Source organism: Corynebacterium sp. LaCa117 (assembly GCF_046717765.1).
Classification (GTDB): Bacteria; Actinomycetota; Actinomycetes; order Mycobacteriales; family Mycobacteriaceae; genus Corynebacterium; species Corynebacterium kefirresidentii.
Genome location: NZ_CP177102.1, coordinates 1,425,136 through 1,441,308 on the forward strand (window position 1 = coordinate 1,425,136; position 16,173 = coordinate 1,441,308).

The window sequence follows — 16,173 nt, forward strand, 5'->3', positions numbered from 1 at the left end:
TCTAGAAATCGAAGTTAAGCGGGCCATTTCTGGGCGTGGTCTACAAGCATGACTGGGATGTCATCCTCAATGGGATAGGCAATACCCAGCCGCTCGTTGACGAGGACCTGTTTATCTTCCAGATATGTCAAAGGGCCCTTGTCTTGCGGGCAGACAAGGACCTCTAGCAACTTCGGGTCAAGACTCATGCGCCTTATCTTAGCGGGTAAAGGAAGAAGTTGGATCCCTCTACCCCACCTTGGCCTTAAAGCAGGGACGGAACGTTAGCCACCAAGGAGAAGAGATCCTTGGGATCATCCGGGTTGGCAATGATGTCAATCTCAGACTCCAAGTCGGTTCCCTTGACGGAATCGCGCAGATAACGCAGGGCGGAGAAGTCGTTAATAGCGAATCCGACATCGTCGAAAAGCGTGATCTGCTCATCGTCATCACGGCCGGTGGCCTGGCCGGTGAGCACCTGGTAGAACTCGACAACCGGGAAGTCTTCCGGCTTCTGCTGAATTTCGCCCTCGATGCGAGTCTGCTCCGGGAACTCCACAAAGACCTTGGACTTGTCCAGAATGGAGCTTTCCAGCTCGGTCTTACCTGGGCAGTCACCGCCAACAGCGTTGAGGTGGACACCTGGGGCGACGTGGCGCTCGGCCAGAATCTGGTTCTGTGCCTTGTCTGCAGTGCAGGTGGTAATAATGTCTGCACCAAGAACCGCCTCGTCGACGCTAGAGCAGGCAGTGATATTAAAGCCCAGTGGCTCCAGATTGCGCTTGAACTTCTCTACCGCCTCAGGGTCAATGTCATAAATAGTGATGTCCTCGATGCCCATCACGCCACGGAAGCCCAAGGCCTGGAATTCAGACTGGGATCCGGCACCGACCATGGCCATGCGCTTGGAGTCCTTGCGTGCTAGGTGCTTTGCCACCATGGCGGAGGTTGCAGCAGTACGCAGTGCGGTAAGCAGCGTCATCTCGGCTTCGAAGGTGGGGTAACCATTGTCGACGTCGGCAAGCACGCCAAAGGCGGTAACGGTCTGGAAACCACGGGCCGGATTGGACGGGTGGCCGTTGACGTACTTGAAGGAGTACTCCTTACCGTTGGAGGTCGGCATGAGCTCGATGACTCCGAATGGGGTGTGGGAGGCAACGCGCGGAATCTTGTCAAAGCGCTCCCACTCGCGGTAGTCAGCCTCGAGGTAATCCACCATTCCGGTAATGATGTTTTCAACGCCCTCGCGCTGAATCCAGCGCGCCATATTTTCTACGTCTACGAACTTAACAGCGTGGTTCATAAAAGTTCCTTTCTATTTCTTTGGGTGAAGGTCTGTTTGCGGTGCGGCCGGGAAGCTGGAGGTTGGCAGATGCTTGGCCTTCCTCTCTTCCGCGATTGTACGAATACGGTCGCGCCATGCGTACCACATTGCCATAAAGACCGGAACGAGGAGCAGGGTCGATGCAAGTGCAAAAGTGCCGATTGGATAATCAAAGGCCATCAAGATAATGACTAGGCCAATGAAGATGAGCACTGCCCAGTCTCCGCCTTCGCCAAACGGCGAGCGGTATCCCGGTCGGGTATAGCTTCCGCTCTTGGCCAGGCGCACAAACTTGAGGTGCGAGAGCGCAACTGCTGCCCACGAAGCCAGGGTGCCCAGGGCTGCTAGGTTAAGCACAATCTCGAATGCCATTTCTGGCACTACATAGTTGAGGAAGACGCCTACCAAGCCCACCATGGCCGCCATGACGATGCCGCCGTAGGGAACACCAGACTTGGACATGCGAGCGCCAAACTTCGGGCCGGAGCCGGAGGTGGACATGTTGTACATAATGCGGCCGGTGGAATACAGGCCAGCGTTGAGCGAGGAAATCGCAGCAGTGATAACGACAAGCTGGAAAATCGGAGCCGCCGCGCCAACGCCCAGGGACTCAAAGAAGGTCACGAACGGCGAAACATCTGCGACATAGTTAGTGTATGGCAACACCAAGGTCAGCAATAGCACGGAGCCGAAGTAGAAAATCAAGATGCGGAGCAGCACATTGTTGACTGCGCGCGGGATATGCTTTTCTACATTTTTAGTCTCACCGGAGGTGGTTCCAACAAGCTCGATGCCGGCGTAGGCAAAGACGACGCCTTGGACAACGATGACGGCAGGCATGAGGCCATTGGGCAGCCAGCCACCGGTATCAGAAATGAGGCTAAAGCCGGTGGGATCGCCGCTCGGGTGGCCAAGAATAAGGACACCGATGGCCACCAACATGAAGATGATCAACGCGACAATTTTGATGAGGGAGAACCAGTACTCCAGTTCGCCGAAGATCTTCACCGAGAGCATGTTGAATACAAGGATGCCGCAGATAACAACGAGGGCCAGTGCCCACTGCGGAACGGCGTCGAGCCACGACGTGTACTGGCTAAACCACTTGATGTAGATAGCTACGGCTGTGCCGTCCGCCACCAAGGTCATCGCCCAGTTTCCCCAGTACAACCAGCCTGTGACAAAAGCGGTCTTCTCACCGTAGAACTCACGGGCATAGGAGACGAAGGAACCGGAGCTGGGGCGATAAACAATGAGCTCGCCAAGAGAACGCAGGATGATATAGCCAAAGAAGCCACAAATAAGGTACAGCACCGCTAGGAACGGTCCGGCGTCTTGCAAGCGGCTACCGGTACCCAAAAGAAGACCGGTACCAATGGCAGAACCGATGGCGATCATCTGGAGCTGGCGATTGCCCATCCCCTTTTGCAGGCCGTGGTCTTCCGAAGCGTAGACCGCCTTCTCGTTCTCGTGCGGCCCCGTTGTGGGCGGCGGCGAATTTACTGTCATGGGAGAGATCGTCCTTTCATTGACGGGAATGCGTCTGGTAGGTCACATTCTCTGCAAGGATAGTACCGCACCACACTGTAACCCACGTCACCGGCACCCCCACTGTGTTCAACAATGCAGTTGGAGGGTTGGGAATAGGGGCTAATCCCCTACCCCCGCATCTAGGCATAACAGAACCGCATGGCCATAGACCATGCGGTTTTCAGGGAAAAGAACTCATTAGCGCAGTGGCGTCTGCGCCCACGTGCGGGCGGCAGCGGCCCGTTCCCGTACCTTTTCCCGTTGCTCAGCCACTCGAGCGCCGGCCGTGCCACCCTTGGTGTCACGAGAAGCCACTGCTCCGTCAATGGTGAGCACTTCGCGGACACCCTGCTTTAGCCGCTTGTCGACGCCCGCTAGGTCCTCGTCGCTGAGGTCGATTAGGTCCACCCCACGTTCCTCAGCAATCCGTACGCATGCGCCGGAGGCTTCGTGCGCTTCACGGAAGGGAACTCCTTGGCGGACCATCCATTCGGCCAAATCGGTAGCCAGTGTAAACCCGCGCGGAGCCAACTCGCGCATGCGGTCCTCATGGAAGGTCAGCGTCGATACAAGACCGGTCATCGCCGGCAGCAGCAGGTTTAGCTGCGCGACCGAGTCAACGATAGGCTCCTTGTCTTCCTGCAGGTCGCGATTATAGGCCAGCGGCTGAGCCTTCAGCGTGGACAAAAGCCCTGTGAGATTGCCAATAAGGCGGCCAGTCTTGCCGCGGGTAAGTTCCGGAACGTCTGGATTCTTCTTCTGGGGCATGATGGACGAACCCGTCGACCAAGCATCATCAAGCGTGACATAGCCGTATTCCGGTGTGCACCAATAGATGATTTCTTCCGAAAGGCGGGACATATCCACCGCGATCTGCGCCAAAACGAAGGCAGTCTCGGAGGCGAAGTCACGAGCCGCAGTGCCGTCCAAGGAGTTTTCCGCAGCGGAGTCGAACCCTAGCTCTTGCGCAATGGCCTCTGGATCCAGCTGCAAAGACGAGCCAGCAAGCGCGCCAGAGCCATAGGGAGACACGGCTAGGCGCTTGTCCAAATCTTGCAGGCGCTCGATATCGCGCAGAAGCGGCTGCGCATGGCCCAAAAGTTCGTGCGCTAGCAGAATTGGCTGCGCTGCTTGCGAGTGAGTCTTGCCCGGCATGATGGCATCGGGATGGGATGCGGCTTGATCAGCCAAGGCATCCACCAAGTCACTCACCTGGGCGGCGGTATCGCGAATGGCATCGCGTACCCACATGCGAAACAGCGTCGCTACCTGGTCATTACGCGAGCGGCCAGCACGCAGGCGACCGCCTACTTCCGGCCCGACAATCTCAATGAGCCCGCGTTCCATCGCACCGTGGACGTCCTCATCTGTCGGCGCCGGGCGGAATTCGCCAGAGTCCACCTTCTCCCCTAGCTCGGTGAGACCGGCGAGCATGGTTTCCAGGTCGGCGTCGGATAGCAAGCCTGCCTTGTGCAGCACTTTGGCATGCGCCTTGGAGGCTAATACGTCATAAGGCGCGAGGACCCAGTCAAAGTGGGTGGATACAGAGAGGGCAAACATTGCCTCGGAGGGTCCGCCGGAAAAGCGGCCGCCCCACAGGGCACCCTCATTAGTCTTATGTGGTTCCATATGCTTCTACTTCTGGGCGCTGGTTGGAAAACCGCCATCGCGGTCGCGCTGATTGGAAATCTGGGTAGACAGGCCATGCAGCTGCACAAAGCCCTTTGCGGCAGTTTGGTCGAAGGAATCGCCGGTGTCATAGGTGGCCAAGTCGAAGGAGTACAGCGACTGGCCAGAACGGCGCCCGGTCACCGTGGCAGTGCCGGCGTGCATGCTTAGGCGAATATCGCCGGTGACGTTTTCCTGAGATTCCGCAATGAAAGCGTCCAGGGAACGCTTCAGCGGCGAATGCCAGAGGCCGTCGTAGACCTCCTCGGACCATCGAGCATCGGTGAGGCGCTTGTAGCGAGCCAACTCGCGCTCCACAGTGACATCCTCTAGCGCCTCGTGCGCTTGGATAAGGACCATTGCACCCGGAGCTTCGTAGACCTCACGGGACTTAATGCCCACCAAACGGTCTTCGACCATATCTAGGCGACCAATACCCTGTGCACCTGCGCGGCGGTTGACCTCTTCAATGATCTGCAGCGGGGACATCTTTTGGCCATCCACCGCCACGGGGATGCCCTTTTCAAAGGAGAGGATAATTTCATCCGGGGCATTGCCCAGACCCGGGTCCTCGGTGTAGGCGTAGAGGTCCTTTGTCGGTGGATTCCACAGATCCTCTAGGAATCCAGTTTCGACGGCGCGGCCCCACAGATTCTGGTCGATAGAAAATGGCGAGGAGGCGGACTGCTCAATTGGCAGGTTGATCTCCTCCGCAAAGGCGATGGCCTTATCTCGGGTCCACGCATAATCACGTGCAGGAGCGATAATTTCGAGAGAAGGATCCTGGGCACGGAAAGAAACCTCAAAGCGTACCTGGTCATTGCCCTTGCCGGTGCAACCGTGGGAGACGTGGGTGCCGCCAAATTCCTGGGCAGCCTTAACAAGGTGCTTGGTAATGAGCGGACGGGAAATGGCCGATACCAGCGGGTACTGCTTCATATACATGCCGTTTGCCTGAATGGTGGGAACGCAGTATTCCTCTGCGAACTCATCCTTGGCATCGATAACGATGGACTCTACGGCACCGCAGTCAAGTGCACGCTGGCGCACCGATTCCATATCCTCGCCACCTTGACCCAAATCCAGGGAAACGGCAACAACATCGCCGCCGGTCATTTTTGCCAGGTACGGAATAGCAACAGAAGTATCAAGGCCACCGGAGTAGGCCAAGACTACGCGTGCGGACATGGTAAATCTCCTCGATCCATTGGAAACAATTCATTTAAGTACATAATATACGACGGTGGTATGAATTTCCACCCTCGCTGTCTAAAGATTCCGCGTGGTAAGCGTCACGGCCAAATCTGCGCCTGTGACACCCTCGCGCGCCAAGACGAAAATGGTGTCATCACCGGCGATACAACCAATGACATCGTGCAGCCCTACCCTGTCAATAAAACTAGCCAGGTACTGGGCCGCGCCAGCTGGCGTGCGCAGCATCGCAATATTGCCGGAAGAATCATGGGATACCACCAATTCATCGAGCATGCGTCGCAGCTTTTCTCGGGGCCCTCCCACTTGATCTTCAAATTGCTCCAGCTCACCGCCGACCATGTAATAGGAACGGCCGCCATCACGCTTTACCTTCTTCGCTCCCAACTCATCCAAGTCACGGGACAAAGTGGCCTGCGTGATGTCAATGCCGTCTGCGAGAAGCAGCTCGGATAGCTGCACCTGGCTGGTGACGCGATTGCGGTCCAAAATCTCTAGAATTTTGGCCTGCCGAGCATTGCGAGTGGTCGGGGTGTTCATTACTTAGTTGATCTCCTTATTTATTTCGAGCAACCAGACGAGAAGCGCCTTCTGCGCATGCAGGCGATTTTCCGCTTCATCGAAGACTCGCGACTGCGGACCATCGATCACCTCATTCGTGACCTCGTTTCCACGGTACGCCGGCAAACAATGTAAGAATATTGCATCCTTATGTGCTTTGCTCATTATGGTCGAATCAACCTGATAAGGCAGGAACGGCGTGCGCCTATCACGACCATCATTTTCCTGTCCCATAGAAACCCAGGTATCCGTAATCACGACGTCCGCGCCTTCTACTTCATTGACATCATCAGTAATGGTGATATTGCCCCGCTGACGCGCGCGGTCGACGAATTCCTGGCGAGGCTGAAATCCCTCTGGCGCAATGATGGAGACGTCCATACCGGCCGTGGCAAAACCGATCATGTACGAGTTGGCCATATTATTGTCGCCATCACCCAGGTATACGGCCTTTTTGCCCGGCAGATCACCTAGATTCTCGCGACAGGTCAGCAAATCAGCCAGGATCTGGCAGGGATGTAGGTCATCAGAAAGCGCATTAATCAAAGGTACGGTAGCAGTCTCTGCCATCTGGAGCAGATTGTCGTGCTCAAACGTACGCCACACAATGGCCTCCACGTACCTTGAAAGCACCGCCGCCGTATCTTGAAAAGATTCCCCCTTGCCCATCTGGGTTGTAGAAGTGTCGACGGTAATACCCCTGCCGCCCATATTCGCTACCGCGGTTTCAAAGGAAAAGCGGGTGCGCGTAGACGATTTATCAAAGAGAACCGCCACGGTCTTGGGACCTTCTAAAGGGCGCTCTGCAAAGGGCTCCTTCTTTAGCTTTTCAGCTAAATCTAAAACCGTCGCTTGTTCTTGTGGGCTGAGATCATCATCAGCTAGGAAGTGCCGCAGGCTCATGCCAGTTTCTCCAATGTGGTTCCGAGAGTTGATAGTGCTGTGTCGAGTTCATGCTGGGAAATGACCAAAGGTGGGGTTAGTCGAAGAACATTCTCGTTGGGAGCGTTGAGAATAAGCCCGTGTGCGAGCCCGTCCCGCACGGCCTGCTTAGCCACCGGTGCGCTTAATACAAGGCCCAGCATAAGACCTCGGCCGCGCACACGATCTACAATTGAATACTTTTCACATTCCTGCCGCACATAGTCCCCCTTGCGGGTCACCTCTGCGAGCAATTCCGCATCTACGGTGTCAAGAACTACGTTTGCCGCGGCGCACGCCACGGGGTTCCCGCCAAAGGTGGCGCCACGAGAGCCGGGCCCAAAAAGACCCTTGGCACGCCCTCGGGTAATCGTTGCGCCGATGGGTAGTCCGGCACCTAGGCCTTTCGCCATAGTGATAACGTCCGGTTGAATTCCTTCTACCTCGTGGGCAAAGAACGTCCCGGTACGGCCTACGCCTGTTTGTACCTCGTCAACGATTAATAGGACTCCGTATTCATCGCACAGCTCGCTGACCTTTTTCATGAACCCCGCAGGGGCCGGAATGACGCCAGTTTCTCCCTGAATTGGTTCCAGGATTATGGCCGCAGTGTCCTGGGGATCTTGTTCCACCAGCTGACGCAGATACTCCACATCCCCGAACGGATAGAACTCCACTCCTCCCGGCAACGGGCGGAAAGAGCGCTGTTTATCGGGCTGACCGGTCAAGGCCAGTGCCCCCATGGTTCGTCCATGAAAGCCGTGCTCGGCAGCGAGGATTCGCCGGCGCCCGGTCAGGCGAGCAAGCTTAAATGCAGCCTCATTGGCTTCGGCGCCAGAGTTACAGAAGAACACTCGTGCGCTATCGTCTCCCACGCGCTCAATCAGCTTCGCCCCCGCATCCAGCACTGGCTGAGTGGCGAAGAGGTTCGAGGTATGCGCCAAAGTGCGCGCCTGGTGGGATACCGCCTGTGCTACGTGCTCATTGCCGTATCCCAAGGAATTCACCGCAATGCCTGCTAGTAGATCAATATAGGACTTACCGTGCTCATCGTTAAGCGTTGCCCCTTGGCCGGAGACGAGACCTATGGACGGTGTGCCATAGGTATCAACGACCGTCTCCGACCACCGCTGTGTCAAGCTCTGTGGCTTGTTCATGCTGCATCATCCTTCCTGAAGATGGTCCCTTCGGGGTAGTCGTGTTGCTTATAATCATCTGGCAACACCATGGTTCCGATGCCACCCAAGGTTAAAAGCTCTAGGAGCACCGAGTGGCCAATCCGGCCGTCGATAACGTGCGCGGCCGATACCCCGCCTTCTACTGCCTTGAGGCAAGATTCCATCTTGGGAATCATGCCGGAGTCCAGTCGGGGAAGAAGCCTGGAAAGTTGACCACGTTCGATCTTGGACACGAGGGATTCGCGGTTTGGCCAGTCAGTGTATAGGCCTTCCACATTGGTGAGAATGACCAAACGCTCTGCCCCGATTGCGCTAGCCAAAGCCCCAGCCGCGCTATCGGCATTGATGTTATAAATTGCGCCTTCCTCTCCCGGTGCGATGGTCGAGACCACTGGGATGCGCCCAGCGTCGATAATGTCCTTCACGGCCGTGGGATTGACTTCTACGATGTCTCCGACCATCCCAATATCGGTAGGTTTTCCATCGACTTCCACCAACCTTTTGGTGGCCCGGAATAGTCCCGCGTCTTCGCCAGAGGTCCCCACCGCATATGGGCCGTGCGAATTGATGAGGTTGACTAATCCGCGACCTACCTGCCCAAAAAGCACCATGCGAACTACTTCCATGATCTCCGGAGAGGTCACGCGAAAGCCGCCTCGAAACTCCCCTTCTATACCAAGCTTGTGGAGCATGGAGTTGATCTGTGGCCCACCACCATGCACCACCACCGGCTTAACGCCCACGGTGCGCAAAAAGACCATGTCCGCGGCGAAGGCAGCTTTAAGTTCTTCGTCCACCATGGCATTGCCGCCGTATTTAACCACTACGATGGTGTCCCGATAATGTTGGAGCCACGGGAGGGCATCCGCTAGGACGGTGGCGCGCTCTTGATCACTAAGCCCACTAAACATTTTCATCTCCTCCCTAGGAGCTATACGCCGAATTGATTTCCACGTAGGCGTGAGAGAGATCCGTGGTCCGCACGAACGCAGACCCAGTACCTCCCGTTCCAAGGTCCACGCAGACATCGATATCAGTCCCGCTAAGGTCCAACTCGCGCGCGCCGGGTACCCCCGTCGAGGCACGACACACCGGCTGGCCATTGAAATAGACCGAGATATTTTCCGGGTCCATTTCTGCATCTGCCATTCCCACCGCCGCAAGGACGCGGCCCCAGTTCGGATCAGAGCCGAACATGGCGCACTTGAACAGGTTGTCGCGGCCCAAGGTGCGCGCGGCGTTGAGGGCCTGGTAGTCGGTGGCAGTGCCTTCCACAGTGATCTTGACGCGCTTGGTTACACCTTCTGCATCTGCTTGCAATTGGTCCGCAATGTCTGAGCAAACCGCCAGCACCGCCGTTTCAAGCTCTTCTTGGCTGGGCGAAACACCCGAGGCCCCAGAGGCCATGAGGATCACCGTGTCATTAGTAGAAGTTGATCCATCTACGTCGAGAGTGTTGAAGGTCTGCGACACGGCCTTGTCCAGGGCGCTCTGGAGGGCAGCGGCGCTTGCGGCGGCGTCGGTAGTAAGGCACACCAACATCGTCGCCAGCGAGGGGGCCATCATGCCCACCCCCTTGCCCATGGCCCCAACGGACCAGCCGGCCCCAACATAGGCGGCTTCCTTAGTTACGGTATCGGTGGTCAAAATAGCCTCGGCCGCTGCGTGAGCATGGTCCGCGCTGCCGCCTAGGGCCTTCACCACAGCGCCTGCACCAGCCAACGCTTTTTCCATAGGCAAAGGCTCTCCTATAAGCCCGGTCGAACAGGCAGCAATATTTCCTTCTGGAAGGGACAAGGAGTGGGCAACCTCGGCTACCAGCGCGGAGGCATCCGCATCACCCTGCGGGCCATTGCACGCATTGGCGTTTCCAGAGTTAAAGACAATAGCGGCAAGCTGGCCATCGGCCACCGCCTTGCGGGAGAGTTTCACCGGCGAGGCCACAACACGATTACGGGTAAATACCGCCGCCACATCATAGCGTGGTCCATTATTGACAACTAATGCCATATCGGGTTTGCCTGAGGGTTTAATCCCCGCTGTGGTAGCGCCGGCGCTAAAGCCGGCCGGGCCGGTAATTCCTGCTGCAGTCATAATTTTCTCCTAGTTTTTATGGGGCCACGGCCGCTTGCGGCAAGCCCAAGGTTTCATCCCAGCCGAGTATTAGGTTCATACATTGCACGGCGGCGCCGGCTGTTCCTTTGCACAGGTTGTCCAGTGCTGCGGTAACCACGAGGCGTCGGGCGTGTTCATCCACATGGGCTTGAAGGTGAACCATATTGGTCCCTACAACGTTTTGGGTCTCGGGCTGCTGACCGGCGGGAAGCACGTGACAGAAGGGCTCTTGGGCATAAAACTCACCGAATGCAGTCTCTACTTCCCACTTGCCGACGCCCTCTTTCGTCCCCGCCGTTATGGTCGCCAAGATGCCTCGGGTTAAGGGAGCTAGAACCGGGGTGAAGCTGACGTCAAGCTTTTCCTGCGCAAACGGCTGCAGATTTTGCACGATTTCCGGGGTATGCCGGTGCGTGCCGCCGGGCTTATATGCCTTCAGGTTTCCCATGGTTTCCGCGCCGAGTTGTGCCACAGAGGGCTTCTTCCCGGCTCCGGAAACACCGGTAATAGCAATCACCGAGAGGCTCGGCTTAATGAGTTCATGGGCAACTGCCGGCAAACCTGCGAGGGTTACCGCCGTGGGAAAACACCCCGGCACAGCTACCCGGTTGGCATCGCGCAGCACTTCCCTATTGCCTGGAATCTCGGGGATTCCATAAGGCCAATGCCCGGCGTACTCTCCGCCATAAAAGGCGTCCCAGTCCTTCTTATTGCGAAGGCGAAAATCGGCCGCACAATCGATCACTGTGGTCTGCGGCCCCACGTGCTGAGCAATCGCCGCAGAATGACCGTGTGGAAGGCCCAAAAATACAATGTCGTGCCCGCGAAGATTTTCAGCGGTCGTCTCCACTATGACACGGTCTGCCAGCTGCGGGAGGTGCGGCATAAGCTCAGCGACCCTCTTCCCTGCGGTTGAATGGGCAGTTAGCGCCCCAATGCGTAGTTCGCCGCCAAGATACGCCGGGCGCGACAGCAGCAGGCGAAGGATCTCGCTTCCCGCGTATCCGGTCGCACCTGCTATTGCTACTGAAATAGTCATAGAAGGGACTATAGCAATAAATACATCCGACTGTATGTTATTCAGTGGGATTGCCCGATTGTGCAGGTAACTGGACGTCGAGTAATGAATATAATGTATGAAAAAGGGGGCGGTGAGTTAAATCTCACCGCCCCCTGAGCAGGGTTTAATTACGCGCGCATTTCTGCGCCCAGACGCTGCTTAGCCAATTCCGCCGCCGCCATGCGGTGCTCGTTGACTTCGTCATCCGTCAACGTGCGGTCCGCGGCACGGAATAGAAGCTGGAAGGCCAAGGATTTCTTGCCATCTCCTAGCTGCTCACCACGGAAAATATCGAAGAGTTCGACGGACTCGATGAGTTCTCCTGCTCCCTCTTCCACGATGGCGCGTACACGCTCGGCGGGTACGTCTTCATCCACTACCAAGGCAATGTCTTGGTGCAATGCGGGGAACGAGGACAACACCGGTGCGGGGAACTTTTCTTCCAACGGCATGGCGCTAATGTCCAGCTCCATAGCGCACGTGCGCGCAGGTAGGTTTAGGGCCTCCAAGACCTGCGGGTGCAGCTCACCAGCATGGCCCAGTACTACGTCGGTGCCAGCCACCTTCACGGCCGCGCAGCGGCCAGGATGCCACGGCAGAACCTGTGCTGCCTCCAGCTCAATATCCACACCAGCGGCGCGAGCGACCTGACGGGCGGATTCGATAGCATCGCCGTAGGTATATGCACGGCCCTCGCCCCACGGGCCTTCATGTTCAATATTGCCCGTAGCCACCGTAGCAACGTGAAGCGGCTGCTCAGGCAGGGTATCAAGGAGCTGAGAAACCACCTCAGTAGAAGGTCGCTGTTCTACGGAAGGCATAGGGGATGCCGCAGCGCGCTTGAACGCCACCTGCTGCAGCCCGTACAGGGCGAGGTCGCTGCGGCCACGAGCCACATTGCGGGCGATGGCCTCCAACATGTTCGGCAGCAGCGTCGTAGACAAGATGGCCTTGTCCGCCTCAAGCGGATTTTGCACTTCTACGGTGCGGCGACGAGCATCATCTTTGTCGAGGCCCCACACATCAAACGTATTATTTGCCACGAATGGTGCAGGCAATACCTCGGCATAGCCGGCATAGGCAAGACCATGTCCGATAGCCCGACGACGCTTCTGCGCAGGGGTTAGCCCGCGGCCACCGGCCGGGGTAGGCAAGACGGTGGGAATGTCCTCCAAGCCCTCCAGACGTAGGACCTCCTCAATGAGGTCAACATCCATAGAGATATCGGTGCGCCATGTGGCAGGCGTTACCTGCAGTATTTCGCCGTCATCGGTAACAGTACAGCCGACTTCCTCGAGGCGGGAAATAACGGTCTCACGGGAGTAGTCAACCCCGGCATAGTCACTGGCCTTTGCGGTGCGCAGAGCAATGGGCTCGCGCTTGGCGACGTCCCCGATAAGCGTACGACCCTTTTCAATGGTGCCGCCTGCTAGCTGCTGGAGCAGCGCACATGCGGTGTCTAGGGCGACCTCTACGATCGCCGGATCTACGCCGCGCTCAAAACGGCGAGAGGATTCGGAAGACAACTTATGGCGGCGAGAGGTACGCGCGACGGTAATCGGATCCCAAATAGCAGATTCGAAGACAACGTCTGTGGTCTCCGCCGAGATTTCAGAGGTAGTCCCGCCCATCACGCCGGCCAAGGACTGGATGCCATTGTCATCACAGATGACCACGTCTTCTGCAGAAAGTTCTCGCTTTACATGATCCAGAGTCTCAAACTTCTCCCCCTCCGCTGCGTTACGGACAACGAGGTTCCCCTGAATCACGTTGGCGTCAAAGGCATGCATTGGTGCGCCTAAAAGCAACATCACATAGTTAGTAATGTCCGTAGGCAAATTCACGCTGCGTTGGCCGCAGAGCATTAGCTCGCGTTCCAGCCAAAACGGGGTGCGTGCCTGCGGGTCGATGCCGCTGACCTTGCGGAGGCCAAAGCGCTGTGCCTTGGTTTCGGGGGCCACAGTGACGTCGATAAGCGAGCCCTGCGCCTCCGGCACAGCGGAGGTATCTATGCCAGCCGAGGAAGGATCCTGGGCAATATCGGCAAACTCCAGATCAAAAGCGGAGGCAATCTCGCGGCTCAAACCGCGTGCGGAAAGTGCATAACCACGATCTGGGGTGATGTTTACGTCAAAGTCGGTATCGTGCAAGCCGATAAACGGGCGCGCATCCTCGCCCACTTTATCGGCGACTTCATCGCCTAAGACGATGATGCCGTTGGCTTGCGCGCCCAAGCCGAGCTCAGCGCCGGAGCACATCATGCCATTAGAAATGTGATCGTAGGTCTCGCGTGCCGCGATCTTGAAGCCACCAGGAAGCTCCGAGCCGGGAAGCGCAACGACAACATAGTCATTCAGGCGAAAATTGCGAGCGCCACAAATGATGCCTTGCAGTTCGCCCGTGCCATTAGCCTGGCCTACATTCACCTGGCAGTAGCGAATGGGCTTTTTAAACTGAGTGAGCTCTTCAATCTCTACGACCTGGCCAATAACCAGAGGCCCCGTGCTCTCTGGAACAGTGGCGTATCCCTCGGTCTCAAAACCTACGCGCACGAATCCGGAATCCATATCGGCAGCGGAAACGCTCCAACCGGGGTTCTTAGCACCGAGGATGCGGGTAACCCAGTCTTGGGAAATAAGCATTAGTGTGTCTATCCTTTCTGGGTTTAGGCCTGTACGCCGAACGGTAGAGTAAAGCGAACATCGCCTTCGACCATATCGCGCATATCGGTCAATCCATTGCGGAACTGCAGTGTGCGTTCAAGGCCCATGCCAAAGGCAAAGCCCGTGTATTCCTCTGGGTCTACGCCTACGGCGCGAAGAACATTGGGGTTGACCATGCCGCAGCCGCCCCACTCGATCCAGCCAGCGCCGCCCTTCTTATTGGGGAACCACACATCGACCTCGGCCGAGGGCTCGGTAAATGGGAAGTAGTTCACGCGCATACGCGTAGTAGTTTCCGGCCCAAAGAGTACTTTGGCCAAGTGCTCTAGTGTGCCGCGCAGGTGAGCCATGGTCAGGCCTTTATCAACGGCCAATCCTTCTATCTGGTGGAAAACCGGGGTATGGGTGGCATCCAGCTCATCTGTGCGGAATACGCGCCCCGGGCAGGCAATATAAAGCGGCACGTCGCGCTCCAACATGGTGCGCACCTGTACCGGGGAGGTATGGGTACGCAGCACCTGCCTAGAACCCTCGCCCGAGACGTGGAACGTATCCTGCAAGGTACGTGCCGGGTGGTCCGGCTTGAAGTTCAGAGCATCGAAGTTAAAGTACTCTGCCTCGATTTCTGGGCCGTCCGCAATTTCCCATCCCATGCCGACGAAAATATCAGCGATGCGCTCAGACAACGCGGTAATCGGGTGAAGGGCACCGGTCTGGGTGCGGGTGGTAGGAATCGTGACATCTACGGTCTCGGCTCGCAACTGCTCCTCGCGAGCTTGTTGTTCCAAGACATCCTTAACCTGAGCAAAGCGCTTTTCCATCTTGCCGCGGGCCATGTTGACGGCCTTGCCGGCGCTTTTGCGCTGGTCCTTGGGCAGCTGCCCCAGCGATTGGCGAGCCTGCGGAATATAGCCGCCGTCTCCTAGGTGTTCACGGCGGGCAGCAGCCAACTCATCTAGTGTTTCGGCTGCGTCGAAGGCTGCGATAGCCTTATCGGCCGCGGCCCCAAGAGCCTCTTCGGTCAATTCGATCTGCGGTGTATCGGACACGTATTTCGTACCTTCTTCTCGCGCGAAAACTAACGCGTGCAATCTTACTCTGTTGCGGCTAGCGCGACCGCGCCAGGGACCCCCTTTTCATTCGGGTCACACTAGTTATCCGCTTGCGCCTTAGCCGACTCATAAAGACAAATACTTGCGGCAGTTGCGAGGTTAAGAGATTCTGCGCGTCCACGCAGTGGAATCCGCACCCGCATGTCTGCTTCCTCCAGCAGCTCGCCGAGCCCGTGTGCCTCATTGCCAAATAGCCACGCGGTTGGCTGAGACAGGTCTGCCTCCGCTAGGTCCACTTCACCGTCGGCAGCAGTTGCCACAATCTGCATGCCCGACTTACGCAGCTGACCCAGCACGTCTTTAATATTGGGGTCCCGCGCTACAGGTACGTGAAACAGCGAGCCGGCCGAAGCGCGCGCTACTTTGCAGCTAAGGGGATCAACGGTTTCACCTGCGAAAATGACACCATCGGCGCCCATTGCATCCGAGGTTCTAATCAAGGTGCCGGCATTGCCCGGTTCAGAAGTCAGCACGGGAACGGAAACGAGGTTTGGCTTGCCGTTCAGGATTTTGCCCGCGGACCAAAGCACCGGCTTGCAAAGCGCGAAGAGTCCTGTAGTCGTGGCTGTATCGGAAAGGTGCTTAGCCGCCCTATCGGTGATGGGATGGACGTATACTCCCATGTAGCCGCATGCAGTGATGATCTCACCAAAACGATCTGCCGCCTTCTCAGTAACAAAAACGTCGACTGCAGCGCCGGTAGATACCGCCGCGTCTACCGCATTTTCTCCCTCAATGAGGAATTGCTTCGCCTTCTTCCGGTTAGCCGCACGGTGCAGCTTAGCTGCGTTAACAATGCGCGGAGTGCGTTCAGTAAAGGCAGAGTCAAAATCCAAATTCATGGCTACTA

14 protein-coding genes are annotated in these 16,173 nt (G+C 57.1%); all 14 read right to left on the bottom strand.

Annotated elements, in window-relative coordinates; translation table 11 throughout:
* Positions 1–14 precede the first annotated feature (14 nt).
* The 14 genes from ACLI1L_RS07040 to ACLI1L_RS07105 all read right to left on the bottom strand — a co-directional run bounded on the left by ACLI1L_RS07040 (position 15) and on the right by ACLI1L_RS07105 (position 16,165).
* Positions 15–188 (bottom strand): Trm112 family protein, encoded by a 174-nt coding sequence (locus ACLI1L_RS07040; protein ID WP_005323252.1) that lies wholly within the window; start codon positions 186–188, stop codon positions 15–17.
* Between the two features lie 56 nt (positions 189–244).
* Positions 245–1,282, bottom strand: a complete 1,038-nt coding sequence (locus tag ACLI1L_RS07045) for an ornithine cyclodeaminase (protein WP_005323253.1) — start codon at positions 1,280–1,282, stop codon at positions 245–247.
* Positions 1,283–1,294: 12 nt separating this feature from the next.
* A complete protein-coding gene (locus ACLI1L_RS07050) occupies positions 1,295–2,812 on the bottom strand; it encodes an amino acid permease (RefSeq protein WP_411707212.1) in 1,518 nt (505 codons plus the stop codon).
* Between the two features lie 219 nt (positions 2,813–3,031).
* Positions 3,032–4,462: an argininosuccinate lyase gene (gene argH, locus ACLI1L_RS07055; RefSeq protein ID WP_411707213.1), complete on the bottom strand. Its 1,431-nt coding sequence runs from the start codon at positions 4,460–4,462 to the stop codon at positions 3,032–3,034.
* A 6-nt stretch (positions 4,463–4,468) separates the two neighbouring features.
* Complete coding sequence (locus tag ACLI1L_RS07060) at positions 4,469–5,689, bottom strand: argininosuccinate synthase (RefSeq protein WP_023021630.1); 1,221 nt, start codon at positions 5,687–5,689, stop codon at positions 4,469–4,471.
* An 81-nt stretch (positions 5,690–5,770) separates the two neighbouring features.
* On the bottom strand, positions 5,771–6,253 hold the full coding sequence (locus ACLI1L_RS07065) for an arginine repressor (protein WP_049358438.1): 483 nt from the start codon (positions 6,251–6,253) through the stop codon (positions 5,771–5,773).
* Positions 6,254–6,256: 3 nt separating this feature from the next.
* Positions 6,257–7,177: an ornithine carbamoyltransferase gene (gene argF / locus ACLI1L_RS07070; RefSeq protein ID WP_411707214.1), complete on the bottom strand. Its 921-nt coding sequence runs from the start codon at positions 7,175–7,177 to the stop codon at positions 6,257–6,259.
* Positions 7,174–8,352, bottom strand: coding sequence for an acetylornithine transaminase (locus ACLI1L_RS07075; protein WP_411707215.1), 1,179 nt, complete (start codon positions 8,350–8,352; stop codon positions 7,174–7,176). Before ACLI1L_RS07075 ends, argF begins: the two co-directional genes overlap by 4 nt.
* Positions 8,349–9,284: an acetylglutamate kinase gene (gene argB / locus ACLI1L_RS07080; RefSeq protein WP_411707216.1), complete on the bottom strand. Its 936-nt coding sequence runs from the start codon at positions 9,282–9,284 to the stop codon at positions 8,349–8,351. The genes ACLI1L_RS07075 and argB overlap by 4 nt, the downstream gene beginning before the upstream one ends.
* A 13-nt stretch (positions 9,285–9,297) precedes the next feature.
* Positions 9,298–10,467 (bottom strand): bifunctional glutamate N-acetyltransferase/amino-acid acetyltransferase ArgJ, encoded by a 1,170-nt coding sequence (gene argJ, locus ACLI1L_RS07085; RefSeq protein WP_411707217.1) that lies wholly within the window; start codon positions 10,465–10,467, stop codon positions 9,298–9,300.
* A 16-nt stretch (positions 10,468–10,483) separates the two neighbouring features.
* On the bottom strand, positions 10,484–11,527 hold the full coding sequence (gene argC / locus ACLI1L_RS07090; protein WP_411707218.1) for an N-acetyl-gamma-glutamyl-phosphate reductase: 1,044 nt from the start codon (positions 11,525–11,527) through the stop codon (positions 10,484–10,486).
* 149 nt (positions 11,528–11,676) lie between these two features.
* Positions 11,677–14,190, bottom strand: a complete 2,514-nt coding sequence (gene pheT / locus ACLI1L_RS07095; protein ID WP_411707219.1) for a phenylalanine--tRNA ligase subunit beta — start codon at positions 14,188–14,190, stop codon at positions 11,677–11,679.
* A gap of 23 nt (positions 14,191–14,213) precedes the next feature.
* Positions 14,214–15,260, bottom strand: a complete 1,047-nt coding sequence (gene pheS, locus ACLI1L_RS07100; RefSeq protein WP_340440832.1) for a phenylalanine--tRNA ligase subunit alpha — start codon at positions 15,258–15,260, stop codon at positions 14,214–14,216.
* 101 nt (positions 15,261–15,361) lie between these two features.
* Positions 15,362–16,165, bottom strand: a complete 804-nt coding sequence (locus ACLI1L_RS07105; RefSeq protein ID WP_411707220.1) for a TrmH family RNA methyltransferase — start codon at positions 16,163–16,165, stop codon at positions 15,362–15,364.
* Between the last annotated feature and the right edge of the window lie 8 nt (positions 16,166–16,173).

Bases quoted from the DNA above. Each gene is read 5' to 3' on its own strand.
- ACLI1L_RS07040 (WP_005323252.1), bottom strand. From the start codon at position 188: ATGAGTCTTGACCCGAAGTTGCTAGAGGTCCTTGTCTGCCCGCAAGAC.
- ACLI1L_RS07045 (WP_005323253.1), bottom strand. From the start codon at position 1,282: ATGAACCACGCTGTTAAGTTCGTAGACGTAGAAAATATGGCGCGCTGG.
- ACLI1L_RS07050 (WP_411707212.1), bottom strand. From the start codon at position 2,812: ATGACAGTAAATTCGCCGCCGCCCACAACGGGGCCGCACGAGAACGAG.
- argH (WP_411707213.1), bottom strand. From the start codon at position 4,462: ATGGAACCACATAAGACTAATGAGGGTGCCCTGTGGGGCGGCCGCTTT.
- ACLI1L_RS07060 (WP_023021630.1), bottom strand. From the start codon at position 5,689: ATGTCCGCACGCGTAGTCTTGGCCTACTCCGGTGGCCTTGATACTTCT.
- ACLI1L_RS07065 (WP_049358438.1), bottom strand. From the start codon at position 6,253: ATGAACACCCCGACCACTCGCAATGCTCGGCAGGCCAAAATTCTAGAG.
- argF (WP_411707214.1), bottom strand. From the start codon at position 7,177: ATGAGCCTGCGGCACTTCCTAGCTGATGATGATCTCAGCCCACAAGAA.
- ACLI1L_RS07075 (WP_411707215.1), bottom strand. From the start codon at position 8,352: ATGAACAAGCCACAGAGCTTGACACAGCGGTGGTCGGAGACGGTCGTT.
- argB (WP_411707216.1), bottom strand. From the start codon at position 9,284: ATGTTTAGTGGGCTTAGTGATCAAGAGCGCGCCACCGTCCTAGCGGAT.
- argJ (WP_411707217.1), bottom strand. From the start codon at position 10,467: ATGACTGCAGCAGGAATTACCGGCCCGGCCGGCTTTAGCGCCGGCGCT.
- argC (WP_411707218.1), bottom strand. From the start codon at position 11,527: ATGACTATTTCAGTAGCAATAGCAGGTGCGACCGGATACGCGGGAAGC.
- pheT (WP_411707219.1), bottom strand. From the start codon at position 14,190: ATGCTTATTTCCCAAGACTGGGTTACCCGCATCCTCGGTGCTAAGAAC.
- ACLI1L_RS07105 (WP_411707220.1), bottom strand. From the start codon at position 16,165: ATGAATTTGGATTTTGACTCTGCCTTTACTGAACGCACTCCGCGCATT.